The sequence below is a fragment of the Nostoc sp. genome (genome assembly GCF_036919495.1).
Lineage (GTDB): Bacteria > Cyanobacteriota > Cyanobacteriia > Cyanobacteriales > Nostocaceae > Nostoc.
The window spans coordinates 22,629-41,369 of the sequence record NZ_JBALBZ010000212.1 but is presented as its reverse complement, the minus strand read 5'-3'; the positions used below and the strand labels follow the sequence as shown (position 1 = coordinate 41,369).

Annotated in this window: 6 protein-coding genes; all 6 read left to right on the top strand. The window is 38.8% G+C overall.

The window, feature by feature from the left end:
* The first annotated feature begins 15 nt into the window (after nucleotides 1-15).
* The 6 genes from V7K25_RS30265 to V7K25_RS30240 all read left to right on the top strand — a co-directional run bounded on the left by V7K25_RS30265 (nucleotide 16) and on the right by V7K25_RS30240 (nucleotide 18,728).
* A complete protein-coding gene (locus V7K25_RS30265) occupies nucleotides 16-2,796 on the top strand; it encodes a non-ribosomal peptide synthetase (RefSeq protein WP_335163404.1) in 2,781 nt (926 codons plus the stop codon).
* A gap of 29 nt (nucleotides 2,797-2,825) precedes the next feature.
* Nucleotides 2,826-7,454: a type I polyketide synthase gene (locus tag V7K25_RS30260; protein ID WP_335163402.1), complete on the top strand. Its 4,629-nt coding sequence runs from the start codon at nucleotides 2,826-2,828 to the stop codon at nucleotides 7,452-7,454.
* A gap of 233 nt (nucleotides 7,455-7,687) precedes the next feature.
* The gene (locus V7K25_RS30255) at nucleotides 7,688-8,752 is read left to right on the top strand and encodes an LLM class flavin-dependent oxidoreductase (protein ID WP_334921259.1); all 1,065 of its coding nucleotides are present in this window, start codon (nucleotides 7,688-7,690) and stop codon (nucleotides 8,750-8,752) included.
* A gap of 59 nt (nucleotides 8,753-8,811) precedes the next feature.
* Complete coding sequence (locus V7K25_RS30250; protein WP_335163400.1) at nucleotides 8,812-12,279, top strand: non-ribosomal peptide synthetase; 3,468 nt, start codon at nucleotides 8,812-8,814, stop codon at nucleotides 12,277-12,279.
* Nucleotides 12,280-12,349: 70 nt separating this feature from the next.
* A complete protein-coding gene (locus V7K25_RS30245) occupies nucleotides 12,350-13,993 on the top strand; it encodes an aminotransferase class V-fold PLP-dependent enzyme (RefSeq protein WP_335163398.1) in 1,644 nt (547 codons plus the stop codon).
* 73 nt (nucleotides 13,994-14,066) lie between these two features.
* Nucleotides 14,067-18,728, top strand: a complete 4,662-nt coding sequence (locus V7K25_RS30240; protein ID WP_335163396.1) for a type I polyketide synthase — start codon at nucleotides 14,067-14,069, stop codon at nucleotides 18,726-18,728.
* The last annotated feature ends 13 nt before the right edge of the window (nucleotides 18,729-18,741 follow it).

The window sequence follows — 18,741 nt, the reverse complement described above, 5'->3', positions numbered from 1 at the left end:
TAAGGTGATAAAGTGATGATTTCAACTCAAATTAGAGAGAACTTGATAGCTGAAGATTTATTTGCTGAGAAGATTTTTTGGTTAAATCAATTATCTGGAGAATTACCAGAGACAAATTTTATTACAGATTATGTCAGACCTCCTATTTACGCAGATAATAAAAATTCGCTCAGTTTTGAATTATCAAGTGACTTGTCTCAAGCCATTTTGAGTTTGACTAAAAACTCTAATTTCTCTACCTATTTAGTATTGCTCACGGCACTTAGTATATTGCTACAAAAGTCTACCAGGAATAATGATGTAATTGTCGGCTCTCCGATTTATCAACCAGAAGCTAGTGATGAATCTTTAATTAATAAACTGATTCCTCTGCGCTTGAATGTGATTAATCAACTTCTATTTAAAGATTGTCTACTCCAAGTTAAAGAAAAAACAATAGAAGCATACATTCATCAAAATTATCCTTTAGATGACTTAATGCAATTGTTAAATATCCCAAATAATCAAAATCGCTGCCCTATTTTTGATATAGTAGTTTTACTAAAAAATATACATTCTTTCCAAAACATAGCAGAGTTAAAAAATGATTTAACATTTGCTTTTGAAATTAAAGGAGATTTAATTAAAGGCCAATTGCATTATAATACAGAGTTGTTTAGAGAAGATAATATTAGAAAAATTATAAATTATTTGACCAATATAATTGAAAGCACAGCTAAAAATTTATATCTAAAAATATCTGAGATCCCGATTTTAAATAAATTTGACAGACAAGAACTATTAGAACATTTTAACGATAATGGTAAAAACTACCCAGTAAATCAGACAATTCATACTTTATTTGAAAAACAAGTAGAACAAACACCTGATAATATTGCTGTTGTTTTTGAGCGCACTCAATTCACGTATCGACAACTCAATGAAAAAGCCAATCAACTTGCTAGATTTTTGCGAACTTTAGGAGTGAAAAAAGGAGAGTTTATTGGAATTCTAAAAGACCGGGATATCAATTTTGTTATAGGTATACTTGCTATATATAAAGCTGGTGGAGCCTATGTTCCGATTGATAGTACTTATCCGCTAAATAGAATTGAATACATGATAGCTAACAGCGAAGTCAGAGTTGTTTTAACAGACTCTTCCTGTTTCAGCAGTTTGGCAGGTTTAATTGAAAATTGTCCGCACTTAGAAAGTTTAATTTGTTTAGACATTAAACTTCAGCACCAAGAATTCGTTAAGGAAGTCAAATTTAACATTTTTGATCGGCGCAATTTTGATGATTTATTGAAAGAAAACTTAGGAGATAGTAATGTAGCAACCGATCCAGCTTATATGCTCTATACTTCCGGCTCAACTGGATTTCCTAAAGGGGCAATTGTGAGACATGATGGAGCAATTAATCATATATATGCTCAATTCGATGAGTTAGAATTAACTGAAGAATTTGCTTTTCTACAAAGTGCCCCTTCTTCAACAGATATTTCTGTATGGCAATTTTTAGCACCACTTTTAATTGGTGGTAGGACAGTAATCGTAGATATTGAAACGGTTGCGCTTCCTGAGAAACTGTTTAAAGTGCTTCAAGAACAAAAAATTACTGTTGTTGAGTTAGTACCAGCCTTATTTAAAGGATTATTAGACTATACTTCTCAATTGTCGAATTATCAGAGAGTATTAGCTGACCTTAAGTGGATGATGATAGTTGGAGAACCAGTACCAGTCAGGCAGGTAAATCAGTGGTTGAATTTGTATCCATCAATCAGAGTTGCTAATGCTTATGGCCCGACTGAGGCTGCGGATGATATTACTCAGTTTATAGTTGACAAGCCTCTACCGGATAATCAAAGAACAGTTTCTATTGGTAAGCCCTTAGCAAATTTAAATATTTATATTGTTGATTCAGAAATGAATTTAGTGCCAATTGGTATTCCTGGTGAGATTTGCGTCTCTGGAATTGGCGTAGGTGATGGATATTGGAAAAATGAAGAAAAAACCAACTTAAGCTTTGTTCCCAATCCATTTGCAATTGCTATAAAGGTATTGCCAGGAAACCGCAAAGATTTAATCTACAAAACTGGAGATTTAGGAAGGTGGCTACCCGATGGCAACATCGAGTTTTTAGGACGTATTGACCACCAGGTAAAAATTCGCGGTTTCCGCATCGAACTGGGAGAAATTGAGGCACAAATCGCACAACATTCATCTGTACGGGAAGCAGTGGTTATAGCTTACAAGGAAGAATGGGGTAATCATCAATTAGTTGCTTACGTAGTTGCCAATACAGGACTTACCCTGACCATGAATGAATTACGTAGCTTTTTGACAGAAAAGTTACCTGATTATATGCTACCTTCTGCCTTGGTGATTCTGGAAAATTTACCATTAGCACCTAGCGGCAAAGTAGACCGTAAGGCGTTGCCTAAACCAGATATGCGCTCAGAATTAGAAACTACTTATGTGATGCCTCGAAATGAGGCGGAACGTTTAATTGCTAGTATTTGGCAGCAGGCACTTAATCTAGAGAAGGTAGGTATCCAAGATAATTTCTTTGATCTTGGTGGTCATTCTTTAATTATGATTCAGGTTTTGAGCAAATTACGGGAAATCTTGAAAGTGGATTTGGCAATAGTTGACCTGTTTAAGTATCCGAGCATCAGTTCTTTATCACAGTATTTAAGTCAAGAAGCAAAAGATGATTTTTTTGCTGACGATAGTAATGAACAAAAGGAAAAACTAGAAGCTGGTAAAGGTCGCTTAAAACAACGCCTAGCACAAAGAAAAAAACAGAATACATAAAATACTATTTTAATAAAAGGATAAAAAGAATGGATAAATCTGTAAATTTGTTGAGTCAAGAAACAGGGCTAGAAATAGCTATTATAGGCATGAGTGGTTGTTTCCCAAATGCTCAAAATATTGAGCAATTTTGGCAAAACCTTCGAGACGGAATAGAGTCAGTTCATTTATATAATGATGAAGAACTAAAAGATTTAGGTGTAGATCCAGATTTAATCAGCAATCCTAATTATGTCAAGGCAGAGTGTATAGTCGAAGACATAGACTTGTTTGATGCCTCATTTTTTGGCATCAATCCTAGAGAAGCTGAAATCATGAGTCCCTCACACCGCTTTTTTTTAGAGTATGCGTGGAAAGCTCTAGAAAATGCGGGTTATAACTCAGAGGTCTACAATAAGCCGATTGGAGTTTACGCTGGTACTAGTGCAGGTAGTTATTTATTAAACATTTATTCTAATTCCGAAATTGTCGCCTCTGCGGGTGATAAACAAATAGAAAAAGGAAATTCTCCTGACTATATCACTACATTTGTTTCTTACAAATTAAACTTGCAAGGGCCAAGTTATGCGGTGCAAACCACTTGCTCAAGTTCTTTAGTTGCTGTACATTTGGCCTGCCAAAGTTTGTTGAGTGGTGAATGTGATATTGCTCTAGCTGGAGGAAATTCAATATCAAAAGCTGGTGGTTATTTGTATCAAGAGGGAGGGATTGAATCTCCTGATGGACGTTGCCGTGCCTTTGATGCTAAGGCGCAGGGAACTTTAAAAGGTAAGGGTCTAGGTATTGTAGTTTTGAAGCGATTAGAGGAAGCGATCGCAGATCGAGATACGATCCATGCAATCATTAAAGGTTCTGCAATTAATAACGATGGCTCGTCAAAAGTTAGCTATACAGCTCCTAGCATAGATGGTCAGGCAAAGGTGATTAGAGCGGCTCAGGCTATGGCTGAGGTTGATTCTGAGACAATTACCTATATTGAAGCTCATGGAACTGGAACTTCTTTGGGAGATCCCATTGAAATTGCCGCCCTAACACAGGCTTTTCGCGCTAGTACTCAGAAAAAAGGATTCTGTGGTATTGGTTCGGTCAAGACTAATATTGGGCATTTAGATGCTGCGGCTGGGGTGACAGGTCTGATTAAAACTGTCCTAGCGCTGAAGCATAAACAGATACCTCCTAGCTTGAACTTTGAACAACCAAATCCTCAGATTGATTTTGCCAACAGTCCTTTTTACGTTAATACAAAACTGTCTAAGTGGGATACCAACGGCACTCCTCGTCGAGCAGGAGTCAGTTCTTTCGGTTTTGGTGGGACGAATGCCCATGTAATTCTGGAAGAAGCCCCAATAGCTGAATTTTCTACTCCTTCTACGTCTTGGCAGTTGTTGTTGTTGTCTGCGAAAACCAGCTCGGCACTGGAAACTGCAACGACAAATCTTGTTAGCCACCTCAAGCAACATCCTGATTTAAATCTAGCTGATGTAGCCTATACTCTTCAGGTAGGTCGGCGAGCATTTGACCATCGCCGAATGTTGATATGTCAGAATTTTGATGATGCAGTAGAAGTTTTAGAAACCTTAGATTCACAACGGCTGTTTACTCACTATCAAGAACCTTGTAACCGACAGATTATATTTATGTTTCCCGGTCAAGGTTCACAGTATGTAGATATGGGTCGAGAATTATACGAGACTGAAACAGTATTTCGGAAACATATCGATGAGTGCTGTAAGATACTCAAATCTCATTTAGGCGTTGATTTACGTACTATTTTATATCCAGACAAAGAACAGGTTGGAGTAGCTGCACAGCAATTACAACAAACTCATATTGCCCAGCCAGCGTTATTTGTTATTGAGTATGCCCTAGCGCAATTGTGGATAGACTGGGGTATATCTGCGGCGGGAATGATTGGTCATAGTATAGGCGAGTATGTAGCAGCAACACTGGCGGGTGTATTTTCTTTAGAAGATGCTTTGGCACTGGTTGCAGCTCGTGGACAACTAATGCAACAACTTCCACCTGGCGCTATGCTTTCCGTTGCGCTTTCTGAGGAGGAAATACAACCTTGGCTGAATCAGGAACTAACTCTTGCCGGAATTAACGCATCATCATTGTGTGTTGTATCAGGTGGTGTAGAAGCGATCGCTAAATTGCAAAGTCGTTTAACACAACAAGCTATAGAGTGTCGTCCATTGCATACTTCCCACGCTTTTCATTCTCCAATGATGGATGCGATCGTGGAACCATTCACCAAGCTTGTGGATAAAGTTAATTTAAATCCTCCGCAAATTCCTTTCATCTCAAACCTGACAGGAACTTGGATTACTGCTGCTGAAGCAACCAATCCTACCTACTGGACAAAACATCTGCGATACACCGTGCGCTTTGCTACAGGCATTGCTGAGTTAATTAAAGAACCAGAGCAAATATTGTTGGAAGTTGGGCCTGGGAGAACTTTAAATACTTTTGCCAAACAACAAACTCATCAGTCAATTGTCCTGAGTTCAATGCGCCATCCAAAAGACCAACAATCAGATGTGGCATTTTTACTCAACACCTTGGGGCGTCTTTGGTTAGCAGGGGTACAGGTAGATTGGGATAGGATTTATGCGTTTGAGCAAAGGCAGCGAATTCCATTACCGACATACCCTTTTGAACGCCAACGTTATTGGATTGAGCCAAACAAAACCAACGATATCAATCATCGTCCAACTAAACTCAGCAAAAAACCAAATATTTCCGACTGGTTCTATCTTCCTACCTGGAAACAAGTAAAATTACTTGAACCTTTCCACAAAACAAAGTCAACAAAGCAAAAGCAGTGCTGGCTAATTTTTATGGACTCATGTCAATTGGGTTCACAAATTGCCCAACAGTTAGAGCAACAGGGTCAAGAAGTGATTACTGTAACGGTAGGAGAAGAATTTAGCCAACTGAGCGATCGCGCCTTCGCAATTAATCCTCAATGCCGACATAACTATGATGCCTTATTTCAGGCACTGCGTGCAATAGAAAAAATTCCACAAACCATTGCTCATTTTTGGGGCATTACCGCTAACATTGAATTAGAAATTTCCAGCTTTGAACAGCATCAAATCGGTTTTTACAGTCTACTATATATAGCACAAGCACTCAGTAAACAGAACATTACGACCTCTGTTGAAATCATGGTCGTGACCAATAATCTGTATGATACCATCGGACAAGAGAAATTGATTCCAGAAAAAGGGACAGTACTAGGACCTTGTAAAGTCATTCCCCAAGAGTATCCAAATCTTACCTGTCGTAACATTGATATCATCATTCCTGAATCAAAAAACTTCAAAGAAAACCAAATCATAGAGCAACTCATGGTAGAGTTCACAGCCCAGTCAAATGACTTAGTTGTTGCTTACCGTAGTAGTCATCGATGGATACAAATTTTTGAGTCTACCCAAATTCCAGAAGTTGTCGAAGAAACAACTAGACTTAAAACAGGAGGAATTTACTTGATTGCGGGTGACTTCGCCGGAAATCTTGGGTTAACCTTTACAGAGTATCTAGCTCAAACAGTACAAGCTAAACTGATCCTGATTGGGAATATAGGGCTGCCCCAAAGAAATGAATGGTCTGAGTGGTTAGTAACTCACGATGAAGAAGATGCAATTAGTAATTACATCAAAAAAATCCTAGCGTTAGAAGAGTTAGGTACAGAATTGCTAATTGTTGAGGCTGATGTTGCCAATGTTGAAAAAATGCAAGCAGCAATTAATCAATCTTATGACTACTTTAATCAAATTAATGGAGTGTTTTATGTAACACCAATGGGGAACGAAAAGTCAACTTTCTCTATTCAAGAGATTAGTCAAACTGAAACTGAATCGCTATTTCACTCTAAAGTTGACGCACTCTATGTACTAGAAAAAGCTTTGCAAGGGAAAGAACTAGATTTTTGTCTAGTGCAATCCTCATTATCTTCTGTGGTGGGAGGACTAGGACTTGTTGCTTACTCTGCTACTAATCTCTTCACAGATGCCTTTGTTAACAAACTTAATCAGAAAAGCTTTGTTCCGTGGTTCAGTGTCAACTGGGATGCTGTAAAGTATGAACAGAAAGCAGAAACAAATATTGCATTTGGAGCAGATTTGAATGAATTGGTAATGACCCCCAAAGAAGCGTGGGATGTTTCTCTGCGCGTTTTATCAATGGGTTCAGCAGGTCAATTCATTGTTTCGCCAGGAGATTTACAAATTAGGCTCAACACATGGCTGAAGCGAGAATCTCTAAAGCATTCAGACAATTCCCAAGGTATACTATCGCAGCATTCAAGACCAAATCTGCAAACAGCATACATAGATTCTAGTAACGAGATTGAGCAAAAGATTGTTAGTATTTGGCAAGAGCTACTTGGTATCGAAAAAGTTGGTGTTAACGATAACTTTTTTGAATTGGGAGGACATTCCTTACTAGCGGTTCAGGTGACTTCACGTTTGCGAGAAATTTTTCAAGTAGAATTGCCCTTACAAAGTATTCTTTTTGATGCTCCAACTGTAGCTGGACTCGCTGTACTCATTGCCACAAAGCAACCCCAACAAGAAGAATTATCAGAAATGGCAGCTTTATTACAAGAAGTTAGAAGCCTATCACCAGAAGAAATTCAACAAGAATTAGTATAGGTATCCAGTTGAATAAACTTGAAAAGCTGATGAAATCAACAGTATCCTTTCTGTCTTTTAGCATTATCTAGTATAGCAACCCTATTTGAGTTGTAATAAATTAGTCGAGTCTGTTGACTGTCAATGACTAAAACCCAATATTTATTGCTCATTTAGGATTGCTATATTGAATATTACTGAATAATACAATCAAAAGTTAAATAATTTTTTTACATCAATTGAGGATTTCAATCATGGATTTTAGCTTATTTTATTTTTCTGGTGATGGTTTAACCACTCAAAAGAATAAATATAACTTATTAATAGAAAGTGCCAAATATGCAGATCAAAATGGGTTTTCAGCAATTTGGACTCCTGAACGTCATTTTCATTCATTTGGAGGACTTTACCCCAACCCTTCACTAACCAGTACAGCTTTGGCAATGATTACTAAGCGAATTCAATTACGCTCTGGTAGTCTTGTAATGCCACTGCATAATCCAGCACGAGTTGCAGAAGAGTGGTCTGTAGTTGATAATCTTTCAAATGGTAGAGTTGCTCTTGGTTTTGCTTCTGGTTGGACAGTAGACGACTTTGTGCTTTCTGGTGAGAGCCATGCAAACCGCAGAGAAGCAATGTGGCGGGGAATTCAAACAGTCCAGCAGCTTTGGGAAGGTGAACAAGTCGAACTCAAAGATATTACTGGCAAACTTTTCAAAGTGAAGACATTTCCCCGACCAATACAGCAGAAGCTACCTATTTGGATTGTATGTAAATCAAAGGCGACATTTGTTGAAGCTGGCAAAATAGGTGCTAACATATTAACCTATTTGTTGGAAGGGACTTTAGAAGAAGTAGCCCTACAAATATCTTTATATCGTCAATCTTTAGCTAAACATGGTCACGATCCTCAAGCTGGGAAAGTAGCAATGATGTTACATACTTTTGTAGGAGAAGACTATAATATCGTAAAAGAAGAAGTGAGAGAACATTTTTACAATTACTTGAAAGTACATATTGATCTGCTAGAAAATCTTGCCAAAAATGCTGGTTTGCAAATCAACTTAGAAAAGTTTACTGAAGCAGATATTAATAGCCTTTTACGATTTGCTTATGAAGGTCTACTCAAAGGAAAAACTCTAATTGGGTCAAAAACAAGCTGTATGCAAATGATCAAACAAATAGAGCAAGCTGGTGTTGATGAAGTTGCTTGTCTGATTGACTTTAATCCAAATTTTGACTCTGTTATGGCGAGTTTACCTCACCTGAAAGAGTTAAAAGATATGTGCAATCAAGAAAAAATGGTATCGTTGAGATAAATGCTTAATTGTTCTAAATAGTCGGTTTATTGAGTATTAGTTATTGTGGATATGTACTAATGAGTAATTTTTATCAACAAATTGCGGCTCTTTCTCCCGAACAAAGAGTAGTACTTGAGAAGCGGCTCAAGCAGAGAGGTTTGAGTCCTCTAACAAATCCAGAAATATCTAAAATCGAAATATCTAAAAGAAAAGATTATAATGAGTTGCCTTTGTCCTTTGCTCAACAGCGACTATGGTTTTTTCAGCAATTAAACCCTGATAATAGTGCTTACAATGGTATGAGTGCCTTGGGTCTTAAAGGTCAGATGAATGTGGCACTGTTAGAAAAAGTGTTTACTGAAATTGTCAGACGCCATGAAACTTTAAGGACAACTTTTATTACCAATTCCCAAGGACAACCAATTCAGGTAATTGCTTCCACCCAGCCGATTATATTACCAATAATTGATCTTCAGGGAGTGCCTAATCAAGAAGAGGAAGTTCAAAGACTAGCTAGTGTACAAATTCAGGAACCCTTTGACCTCACTAAACCATTATTGCGGATAACTCTTCTCAAGTTGGCACAGACAGAGTATGTGCTGTTTTTTATAATGCATCACATTATTTCTGATCGTTGGTCTGACGGCGTATTCGTGCGGGAAATGAAAGTTCTTTATGAGGCTTTTGCTAATGAGCAACCTTCACCACTAGCAGAACTACCAATTCAGTACGCAGACTGGGCAATTTGGCAGCAAGAATATTTGCAAGGAGAAGTATTAGCAACCCAAATAGCTTACTGGAAAAAACAGCTTGCTGATCTTGCTGTGTTAGAACTACCCACCGACAGACCTCGGCCATCTATTCCAACTTATCAAGGTGCTATTCAGTCCTTTGAGTTATCTAAAACTCTATCTGATGCACTCAAAACCATGAGTGCGAAAGAAGGAGTGACTTTGTTTATGTTACTACTAGCAGTATTTAAAGTTTTACTGCATAAGTATACTAATCAGAGTGATGTTGTTGTTGGCACCGATATTGCTAACCGTAATCGAGTTGAAACAGAAGGGCTAATTGGTTTTTTAATCAATACTTTAGTGTTGCGTACTGACTTATCGGGAAATCCTTCTTTTCGCTCTTTACTCCATCGGGTGCGTGAGGTAACTCTGGGGGCTTATGACCATCAAGACCTCTCGTTTGATAAGCTAGTAGATATTCTAAATCCAGAGCGAAATATAGCCCAAATGGTACCTTTGTTGCAAGTCAAATTTGATCTGCAACTGGCGCGTGTAGAACCATTGGAGCTTTCAAATTTAACTGTGAGTACCTTGAATTTTAACAATGGAACAGCAAAGTTTGAGCTACGCTTCAACTTGTTGGAAACAGATCAAGGACTAACGGGAAAAGTTGAGTACAGTACTGATTTATTCGATATCGCCACCATTATGCGGATGGTGGAACATTTTCAGACTTTACTGGAGGGCGTTGTCGTTCACCCAGAATATAGAGTTTCAGAGTTGTCGCTCTTAACAGCAACAGAGCAACAGAAATTACTTGTAGAGTGGAATAATACTGAGGTTGAATATCCGCAAATATGTATTCATCAGTTGTTTGCAACTCAGGTGAAGCGCACACCGGAAGCTGTAGCAGTAGTGTGTGAAAATGAGCAGTTAACCTACAAAGAACTCAACGCTAGAGCGAATCAACTAGCACATCACCTGCAAAAGCTAGGTGTAGGAACAGAAGTGTTGGTGGGAATTTGTGTGGAGCGATCGTCGAAGACGTTGCCGAAGGCATCGCTCCACACGATCATCGGACTGTTGGGTATTCTAAAATCAGGTGGTGCATATATACCCCTTGACCCAGTTTATCCCCAAGAGCGTTTAGCTTTCATGTTGCAGGATACTCAAGTACCAATAATTCTGACTCAACAACATTTGGTAGAGAAACTTCCAGAACATCAAGCACAAGTCGTTTGCTTGGACACTGACTGGGATAATATTGCCCAAAATAGCCCAGAGAACCCTGTCGTAAACTCTCAAGCCAATGACCTAGCATATATTATCTACACCTCTGGTTCGACTGGCAAACCCAAAGGAGTTTGTGCTTCTCATCAAGGTGCAATTAATCGTTTTTACTGGATGTGGCAGACTTATCCATTTACCTCTGAAGATATTTGTTGCCAGAAAACATCCTTAAACTTTGTAGATTCAGTGTGGGAAATTTTTGGAGGCTTACTGCAAGGAATAAAGACAGTAATTATCCCCGATCAAGTCGTCAAAGCCCCAAAAGAATTTGTCACCACTCTTGCTAATAATCACGTCACAAGGTTGGTAGTTGTACCTTCATTGCTGCGTATATTATTAGATACGTACAACGATTTACAGCTACGACTACCTAAGTTAAAGCTGTGGGTAACTAGTGGCGAGGCACTTTCGATTGAACTGTTGCAGCAATTCCGTCAGAATTTGCCGACAAGTACTTTGTTAAATCTTTATGGTTCGTCAGAAGTTGCTGCTGATGTTAGTTGCTACTGTATTGAGCCGCAAACGCCAATACCTTTGCGTGTTGCGATTGGTCGGGCGATCGCTAATACAAAAATCTATGTGCTAGATCAATATCTAGAACCTGTGCCGATGGGAGTGCCTGGTGAATTGTATATCAGTGGTGCTGGACTAGCTAGAGGTTATTTGAACCAACCAGAGATGACAGCACAGCGATTTATCGCCAATCCCTTCGCAAAGGCGAAAGAAGACCAATCCTGGAATTGCGATCGCAAAGCGTGTACAAAGTACTCTCGCCTTTACAAGACTGGGGATTTAGCTCGTTATCTCCCCGATGGCAACATTGAGTTTCTAGGACGAATCGACGACCAAGTTAAGATTCGTGGTTTCCGCATTGAATTAGGAGAGATTGAAGCAGTACTCGGTCAACATCCAGGGGTACAAGAAGCCGTAGTTATATGTAGGGAAGATGATCCCGGAAACCAGCAACTAGTGGCATATATAGTTTCTGATCTACAGCAAACACTCACCGTTAGTGAACTTAATCACTTGCTGAAAGAGAAACTACCTGATTATATGATGCCAAAATCCTTTGTGATGTTAGAAGCTTTACCACTACTGCCAAATGGTAAAATTAATCGTCGGGGATTGCCATTACCTGACCAAATACGTCCCGAATTGGCAGCTACTTATCAGCCACCCCAAACGGAGATTGAACAAAGCATTGCTAGTATTTGGCAAGAAGTTCTTCACATCGAGGAGGTAGGAATTAATGACAATTTCTTTGAACTCGGTGGTCATTCATTACTTTTAGTTCAGGTTCATAACAAATTACAAAAAATATTTCAGCAAGAATTTCCCTTGTTTGAAATGTTTCACTATCCAACCATTAGCTACTTAGCTCAATATCTTAGTCAGCAGTCAAGTGAACAACTGTCTCTTGCAGAACATTCTCATCGACCTGAAAGTAGGCAAGCTTCCATACATCGCCGAAAACAAGTTAGGCAACAACATCGAACAGTTACAAAGCCAAAAGACAATTGATTGTTAAAAAAATCAATGGCAGTATTCCCTAAAAAATGCCATAAAAGACCAAAATAATCTAACTAAAATAATGACAATAAGCAAACAAGATATCCAAAAACAAAATTACTTTTTTGAAGCCGAGCAATCTTTGCAACCTGGAATTGAAGAAGAAATAATCGAATTATTTACTTCCTCTGGGAAAGCAAATCCTTACGATATAGATGGTTTGGTTGATAACATATCGCAAAACTTTTTAAGCACAAATGATGCCAACACGGATATTGAAATAGATTCTTTATTAGGTAGGTTTTCTAATAGTAAAATACCTGTTAAACCTGGTAATATTCAAAGCTATCTCAAATACTTAACTAACAATGTTATTGATCATTCAATACATACATCTTCGCCTCGATTTATTGGTCATATGACCTCTGCACTTCCCAGCTTTGTACTTCCTCTTGCCAAACTGATGACGGCAATGAATCAAAATGCCGTTAAAATAGAGACAGCTAAATCCCTCAGCTTCTGTGAACGAGAGGCTTTAGCAATGATGCATCGACTGATTTACAACTTTTCTGATAATTTCTATGCTCAACATATTCAAAATAGCCAGAGTACTTTAGGAATCTTGCTTTCTGGTGGTACAACTGCTAACATTACAGCCCTCTGGTGTGCCAGAAACAATTCTTTAGGAGCAAAAGATGGGTTTGGTGGCGTAGAAAAAGAAGGCTTAACAGCAGCCCTAGATTTCTACGGCTATAAAGGAGCAGTAATTATTGGCTCTGAGTTGATGCATTTCTCTTTTGATAAAGCTGCGGATTTGATGGGCATTGGTATACAAGGTTTGATTAGAATTCCTACTAACTCTAACAATCAAGTTGACATACAAGCACTACGCGAAGCTGTTGTGAAATGTCATGCTCAGAAATTGCTGATTATTGGTATTATAGGCGTTGCCGGCACCACAGACTCAGGTGGAGTAGATTCGATCGCGGAGATTGCAGAGATTGCACAAGCCGCTAAAGTTCATTTTCATGTAGATGCTGCCTGGGGTGGGCCACTCATTTTTTCTGAACAACATCGACATAAACTTGCTGGTATCGAATGGGCTGATTCAGTAACCATTGATGGACATAAACAAATGTATCTGCCGATGGGCATTGGGATGGTTTTTTTCCGCGATCCCGATCTGGCGAAAGCAATCGAAAAGCAAGCAGCTTACACCATGCGTAAAGGGTCATTTGATTTAGGGAAACGTGCTTTAGAAGGTTCTCGGCCAGGTATGGCTTTATTCTTACATGCTGGGCTAAATCTGATCGGACTTAAGGGATATGAATTTTTGATTGATGAAGGAATTCGGAAAACTCAATATATGGCAGATAGGATTTGTACTATGCCGGAATTTGAGTTGTTAGCAAAACCTGATACTAATTTACTTATATATCGCTATATTCCAGAGTCATTAAGAGATATCGTAGTTAAAAATAATTTGACCGAAACCGATAATCAGCTAATTAGTCAATTTAATGAAAAAATCCAGAAGATTCAGCGGCAAATTGGTCGAACTTTTATCTCACGGACAACAAAAACTACTATCTGTTTTGATCGGGAAATTCCGATTATTGCTCTGCGTGCAGTCATCGCTAATCCGCTCACTACTAAAGAAGATATTGACGCAGTTTTAAGCGATCAAATTCAGATTGCTACCGAAATATCAACGGTAAATATTTAGAGATTTGATTGAGAAAATAAACCAGTTTTAGGAAATTGAATTGGTAGCTTTTTAGATTCAGGGCTGACGAAAAATGCTAGATAATTTTAACAGCTTAAATGAGCAAGACGAAATAGCTATTATCGGTATGGCAGGACGTTTTCCGGGAGCGAAAAACGTGGATGTATTTTGGCAAAACATCAGAAATGGTGTAGAGTCTATTTCTTTTTTCACTAATGAAGAACTAGTATCTGCTGGCATCGACTCTAAGGTGTTGAATGATCCCAATTATATTAAAGCAAGCGCTGTCATAGAAGACATAGAATTATTTGATGCTGCATTCTTTGGCTTTACTCCTACAGAAGTAGAAATCACAGATCCCCAACATCGTCTTTTCTTAGAATGTGTTTGGGAAGCTCTAGAAAATGCCGGCTATGACTCGGAAAGTTACAGTGGTCGAATTGGTCTTTTCGGTGGTGTCGCTGTAAGTACTTATTTATTATCTAATTTATATTCTCACAGCAATTTGTCAGAATCAGTTGACAATTTTCAAATTTCTATTGGAAATGATAAAGATCACCTATCTACACAAATTTCCTACAAATTGAATCTTAAAGGGCCAAGCATCAATGTGCAAACTACCTGTTCTACATCGTTGGTAGCTGTTCATTTGGCTTGTCAAAGTTTGCTGAATGGTGAAAGTGATATTGTTCTAGCTGGTGGCGTAGCAATAAAAGTGCCACAAAAAGTTGGGTATCAATATCAACAAGGAGGGATTAACTCTCCTGATGGGCATTGTAGAGCTTTTGATGCTGATGCACAGGGAACTGTTTTCGGTAATGGTTTAGGTGTGGTAGTGCTGAAGCGGCTAGAGGATGCTATAGCCGATCGCGACTTTATTCATGCGGTAATTAAAGGTTCGGCTGTCAATAACGATGGTTCTCTGAAGGTTGGTTACACAGCTCCCAGTCTTGAAGGTCAAAAAGAAGTCATTTTAGAGGCGCTGGCCTTAGCTGGAGTTGAACCGGAAACTATTACATATATAGAAACACATGGGACTGGAACTCCCTTAGGAGATCCTATTGAGATTGCAGCTTTAACACAGGCTTTTCGTGCTAGCACAAACAAAAAAGGCTTTTGTGCGATCGCATCAGTGAAAACCAACATTGGACATTTGAATACTGCTGCTGGTGTAACTGGCTTAATAAAAACCGTCCAAGCCCTGAAGGATAAACAAATACCCCCCAGTTTGCACTTTCAGCAGCCTAATCCCCAAATAGATTTCGCCAACAGCCCCTTCTACGTCAATACTAAGTTATCAGAGTGGAATAGCAACGGAACTCCTCGCCGCGCAGGTGTGAGTTCTTTTGGTATTGGTGGGACTAATGCCCATGTTGTTCTAGAAGAAGCTCCAGTTGTTACGCCCGCAAGCGATTCCCGCCCTTGGCAGTTGTTGCTGCTTTCAGCCAAAACTAGTACAGCGCTGGAAACTACCACAGCTAATCTTGCTGCTTATTTCCAGCAACATCCTGATATTATCCTGCCAGATGTCGCTTACACTTTACAAGTAGGTCGTCGAGATTTTGACCAGAGGCGGATGATAGTTTGTCGTGATTTAAATGATGCAGTAAAAGCGCTGACTACTTTAGATCCACAAAAAGTTTTCACCCATTACCAAAAACCTAATCGTCGTCCCGTCATCTTCATGTTTTCTGGGCAAGGGGCGCAATATGTGCATATGGGACGAGAACTGTACGAGGTAGAACCGACATTCCGGAAATATGTTGATATCTGTGCCGAGATTCTCCAACCATTGCTTAATCTTGATATTCGCCAAATACTCTTCCCTAAAGAACAAGAAATTGAAGTTGCTACACAACAACTGCAACAAACAGCAATTACCCAACCAGCACTATTTGTTATAGAGTATGCTCTTGCCCAATTGTGGATGGAATGGGGAGTGCAACCGATAGCGATGATTGGTCACAGCATCGGAGAATATGTTGCAGCCACAATTGCAGGTGTGTTTTCCCTAAAAGATGCAATAGAAGTGGTGGCAGCTAGAGGAAAACTGATGCAACAGTTGCCTCAAGGGAGTATGCTGGCAATTGCGTTACCAGCAACAGATGTACAATTTCTTTTAGATGCACAGCCATTGGTGGAACTCGCAGCGATTAACAGTCCATCTGCGTGTGTGGTTTCTGGTAGTGTAGAAGCGATCGCTACATTCCAAAACCAATTATCCTCCAAAGGAATAGAATCTCGCCTGTTGCATACATCTCATGGATTTCATTCTCTGATGATGCAACCGATGTTAGAAGCATTTGTCCAGGCTGTGAACAAAGTCAAACTCAACCCGCCGCAGATTCGCTTCATATCCAATGTCACTGGTAGTTGGATTACTGACCAACAAGCCACAAGTCCTAACTATTGGAGTCAACATCTGCGGCAAACTGTGCAATTTTCTGCTGGGATATCGCAACTCTTAGAGCAATTTGAAGGTGTTTTCTTGGAGGTGGGACCGGGACGAACGTTAAGTACATTAACAACCCAGCATCTCAAACCTGATGCCAAACAACTTGTGCTGACTTGTTTACGCCATGCTAAAGAACAACAATCCGATGTTAGCTTTTTGTTGCAGACATTAGGTCGGGTGTGGTTGGCTGGTGTAGAAATAGATTGGTCAGGATTTTATACTCACGAACGCCGCCATCGTCTGCCTTTGCCTACTTATCCTTTTGAACGTCAACGATATTGGATTGAACCCAAGAAACAGGTAATTGACGATCATCCTACTCCAATATCACCTAGCAAAAAAACCGATATTGCTGACTGGTTCTACATCCCTTTCTGGAAACCATCTTTACCACCAGTACAGTTCTCACATGAAGAATTAGCAGTTAACAAATCTTGGACTTTGGTGTTTATCGATGAGTGTGGTTTAGGTAGTAACTTAGTCAAACAACTGGAACAACAAAACCATTATGTCATAACTGTAAATATTGGTGCAGAATTCACAAAGTTAAACGAGTATGAATATATCCTTAATCCTGAAAAACCTGATAATTATGATGCATTAATCAAGGAATTAATCGGACAACAGAAGTTACCCAAAAATATTGTTCATATATGGAATGTCACACCTATATATGAACAAAAATTAGAAATGGAAAAAGTTGAGCAAGCTCAAATAACAGGATTTTATAGTCTGTTATTTCTTGCCCAAGCTTTAGGAAGACAGGAAACTATCGAGCAATTAGAAATCACAGTCATTTCTAACAACTTACAATCAGTCACAGGAACTGAAATACTTTGTCCAGAGAAAGCAACTTTACTTGGTCCGATTAAAGTTATATCTCAAGAATACTCAAATATTAGTTGTCGTAGTATTGATATTATTCTTCCTATCAGTGAAAGTTGGCAAGCCGAAAAAATCATAGAACAATTACTAACAGAATTGACAGTTGCCACCTCTGACAAAATAATTGCCTACCGAGGGATTAATCGGTGGGTGCAAACTTTTGAACCAGTGCGCTTTGATGCAGCAAAGATAGGAAAACCACGATTAAAGCAAAGGGGAGTTTATCTAATTACAGGTGGACTTGGAGGTATTGGACTTGTTATAGCAGAATACTTGGCTCGAACTGTACAAGCAAAACTTTTGTTAATAGGACGTTCAGGTTTGCCTAACCGAGACGATTGGGAACAATGGTTGCTGACTCACGATGAAAATAATAATACCAGCCGCAAGATTCAGAAAGTGCAAGCACTGGAACAGTTGGGTGCTGAAGTGTTGGTAGTGAGTGCTGATGTGACTAACAGTGAACAAATGCAAAATGCAATCGCTCAAACTCATTCAAAATTTGGTCAGCTAAATGGTGTTATCCACACTGCTGGAGTTCCTGGAGGCGGTGTGATTCAGCGAAAAACTTACAAAGAAGCTGAAAGTATTCTGGCACCTAAAGTCAAAGGTACATTAATTCTTGATTCTGTTATTAAAGATATCCAATTGGATTTCTTTATCCTAGCATCATCCATGAATTCAATTCTCGGAGGATTTGGACAGGTAGATTATTGTGGAGCGAATGCTTTTCTTGATGCCTTTGCTCAATGTAATACTTCAAAAGATGGCAGATTAATCACAAGTATAAATTGGGGTGCTTGGCAAGAAGTTGGGATGGCAGTGAATACAACAGTAGGACAACGAATTCAAGAGTTGCGTACAGAACATCTTAAACAAGGAATATTACCTGATGAGGGCATAAATGCATTGACACGTATTCTAGGAAGTACAATACCCCAAGTTTTAGTATCTCCGTCTGATTTTCTCAATTCACTAGAACAGGATAGTTTTGATCGCAAAACACACGGACTAGAATTTTTAGAAAATCTCAGTGAATCAAATTCAAAATATCCCCGACCAGATTTGAGTAATGATTATGTTGCACCCAGCAATAAAATTGAGAAAAAGCTTGTTGACATTTGGCAAGCAATTTTGGGAATTGAACGCATAGGAACCTATGATAATTTCTTTGAATTAGGTGGTGATTCACTTATCGGTATTAAAGTTATTTCTCACCTAAATAAAGCATTTAATTTAAATGTTTCTATAACCAAACTTTATGAATGTCCGAATATCTACTCTATGTCCAAAACTTTATTTCCTGAAGAATCTCAGAAAAATAATTTTGAACAAAGGCTAAATCGAGGGCAAAAAAGAAGACAGATAAAACTACAAAATAATCTAGAAGATTAAAATAATTTAAATT

Excerpts from the sequence above, each read along its gene's own strand:
- V7K25_RS30240 (WP_335163396.1), top strand. The coding sequence starts at position 14,067 with ATGCTAGATAATTTTAACAGCTTAAATGAGCAAGACGAAATAGCTATT.
- V7K25_RS30255 (WP_334921259.1), top strand. The coding sequence starts at position 7,688 with ATGGATTTTAGCTTATTTTATTTTTCTGGTGATGGTTTAACCACTCAA.
- V7K25_RS30245 (WP_335163398.1), top strand. The coding sequence starts at position 12,350 with ATGACAATAAGCAAACAAGATATCCAAAAACAAAATTACTTTTTTGAA.
- V7K25_RS30260 (WP_335163402.1), top strand. The coding sequence starts at position 2,826 with ATGGATAAATCTGTAAATTTGTTGAGTCAAGAAACAGGGCTAGAAATA.
- V7K25_RS30265 (WP_335163404.1), top strand. The coding sequence starts at position 16 with ATGATTTCAACTCAAATTAGAGAGAACTTGATAGCTGAAGATTTATTT.
- V7K25_RS30250 (WP_335163400.1), top strand. The coding sequence starts at position 8,812 with ATGAGTAATTTTTATCAACAAATTGCGGCTCTTTCTCCCGAACAAAGA.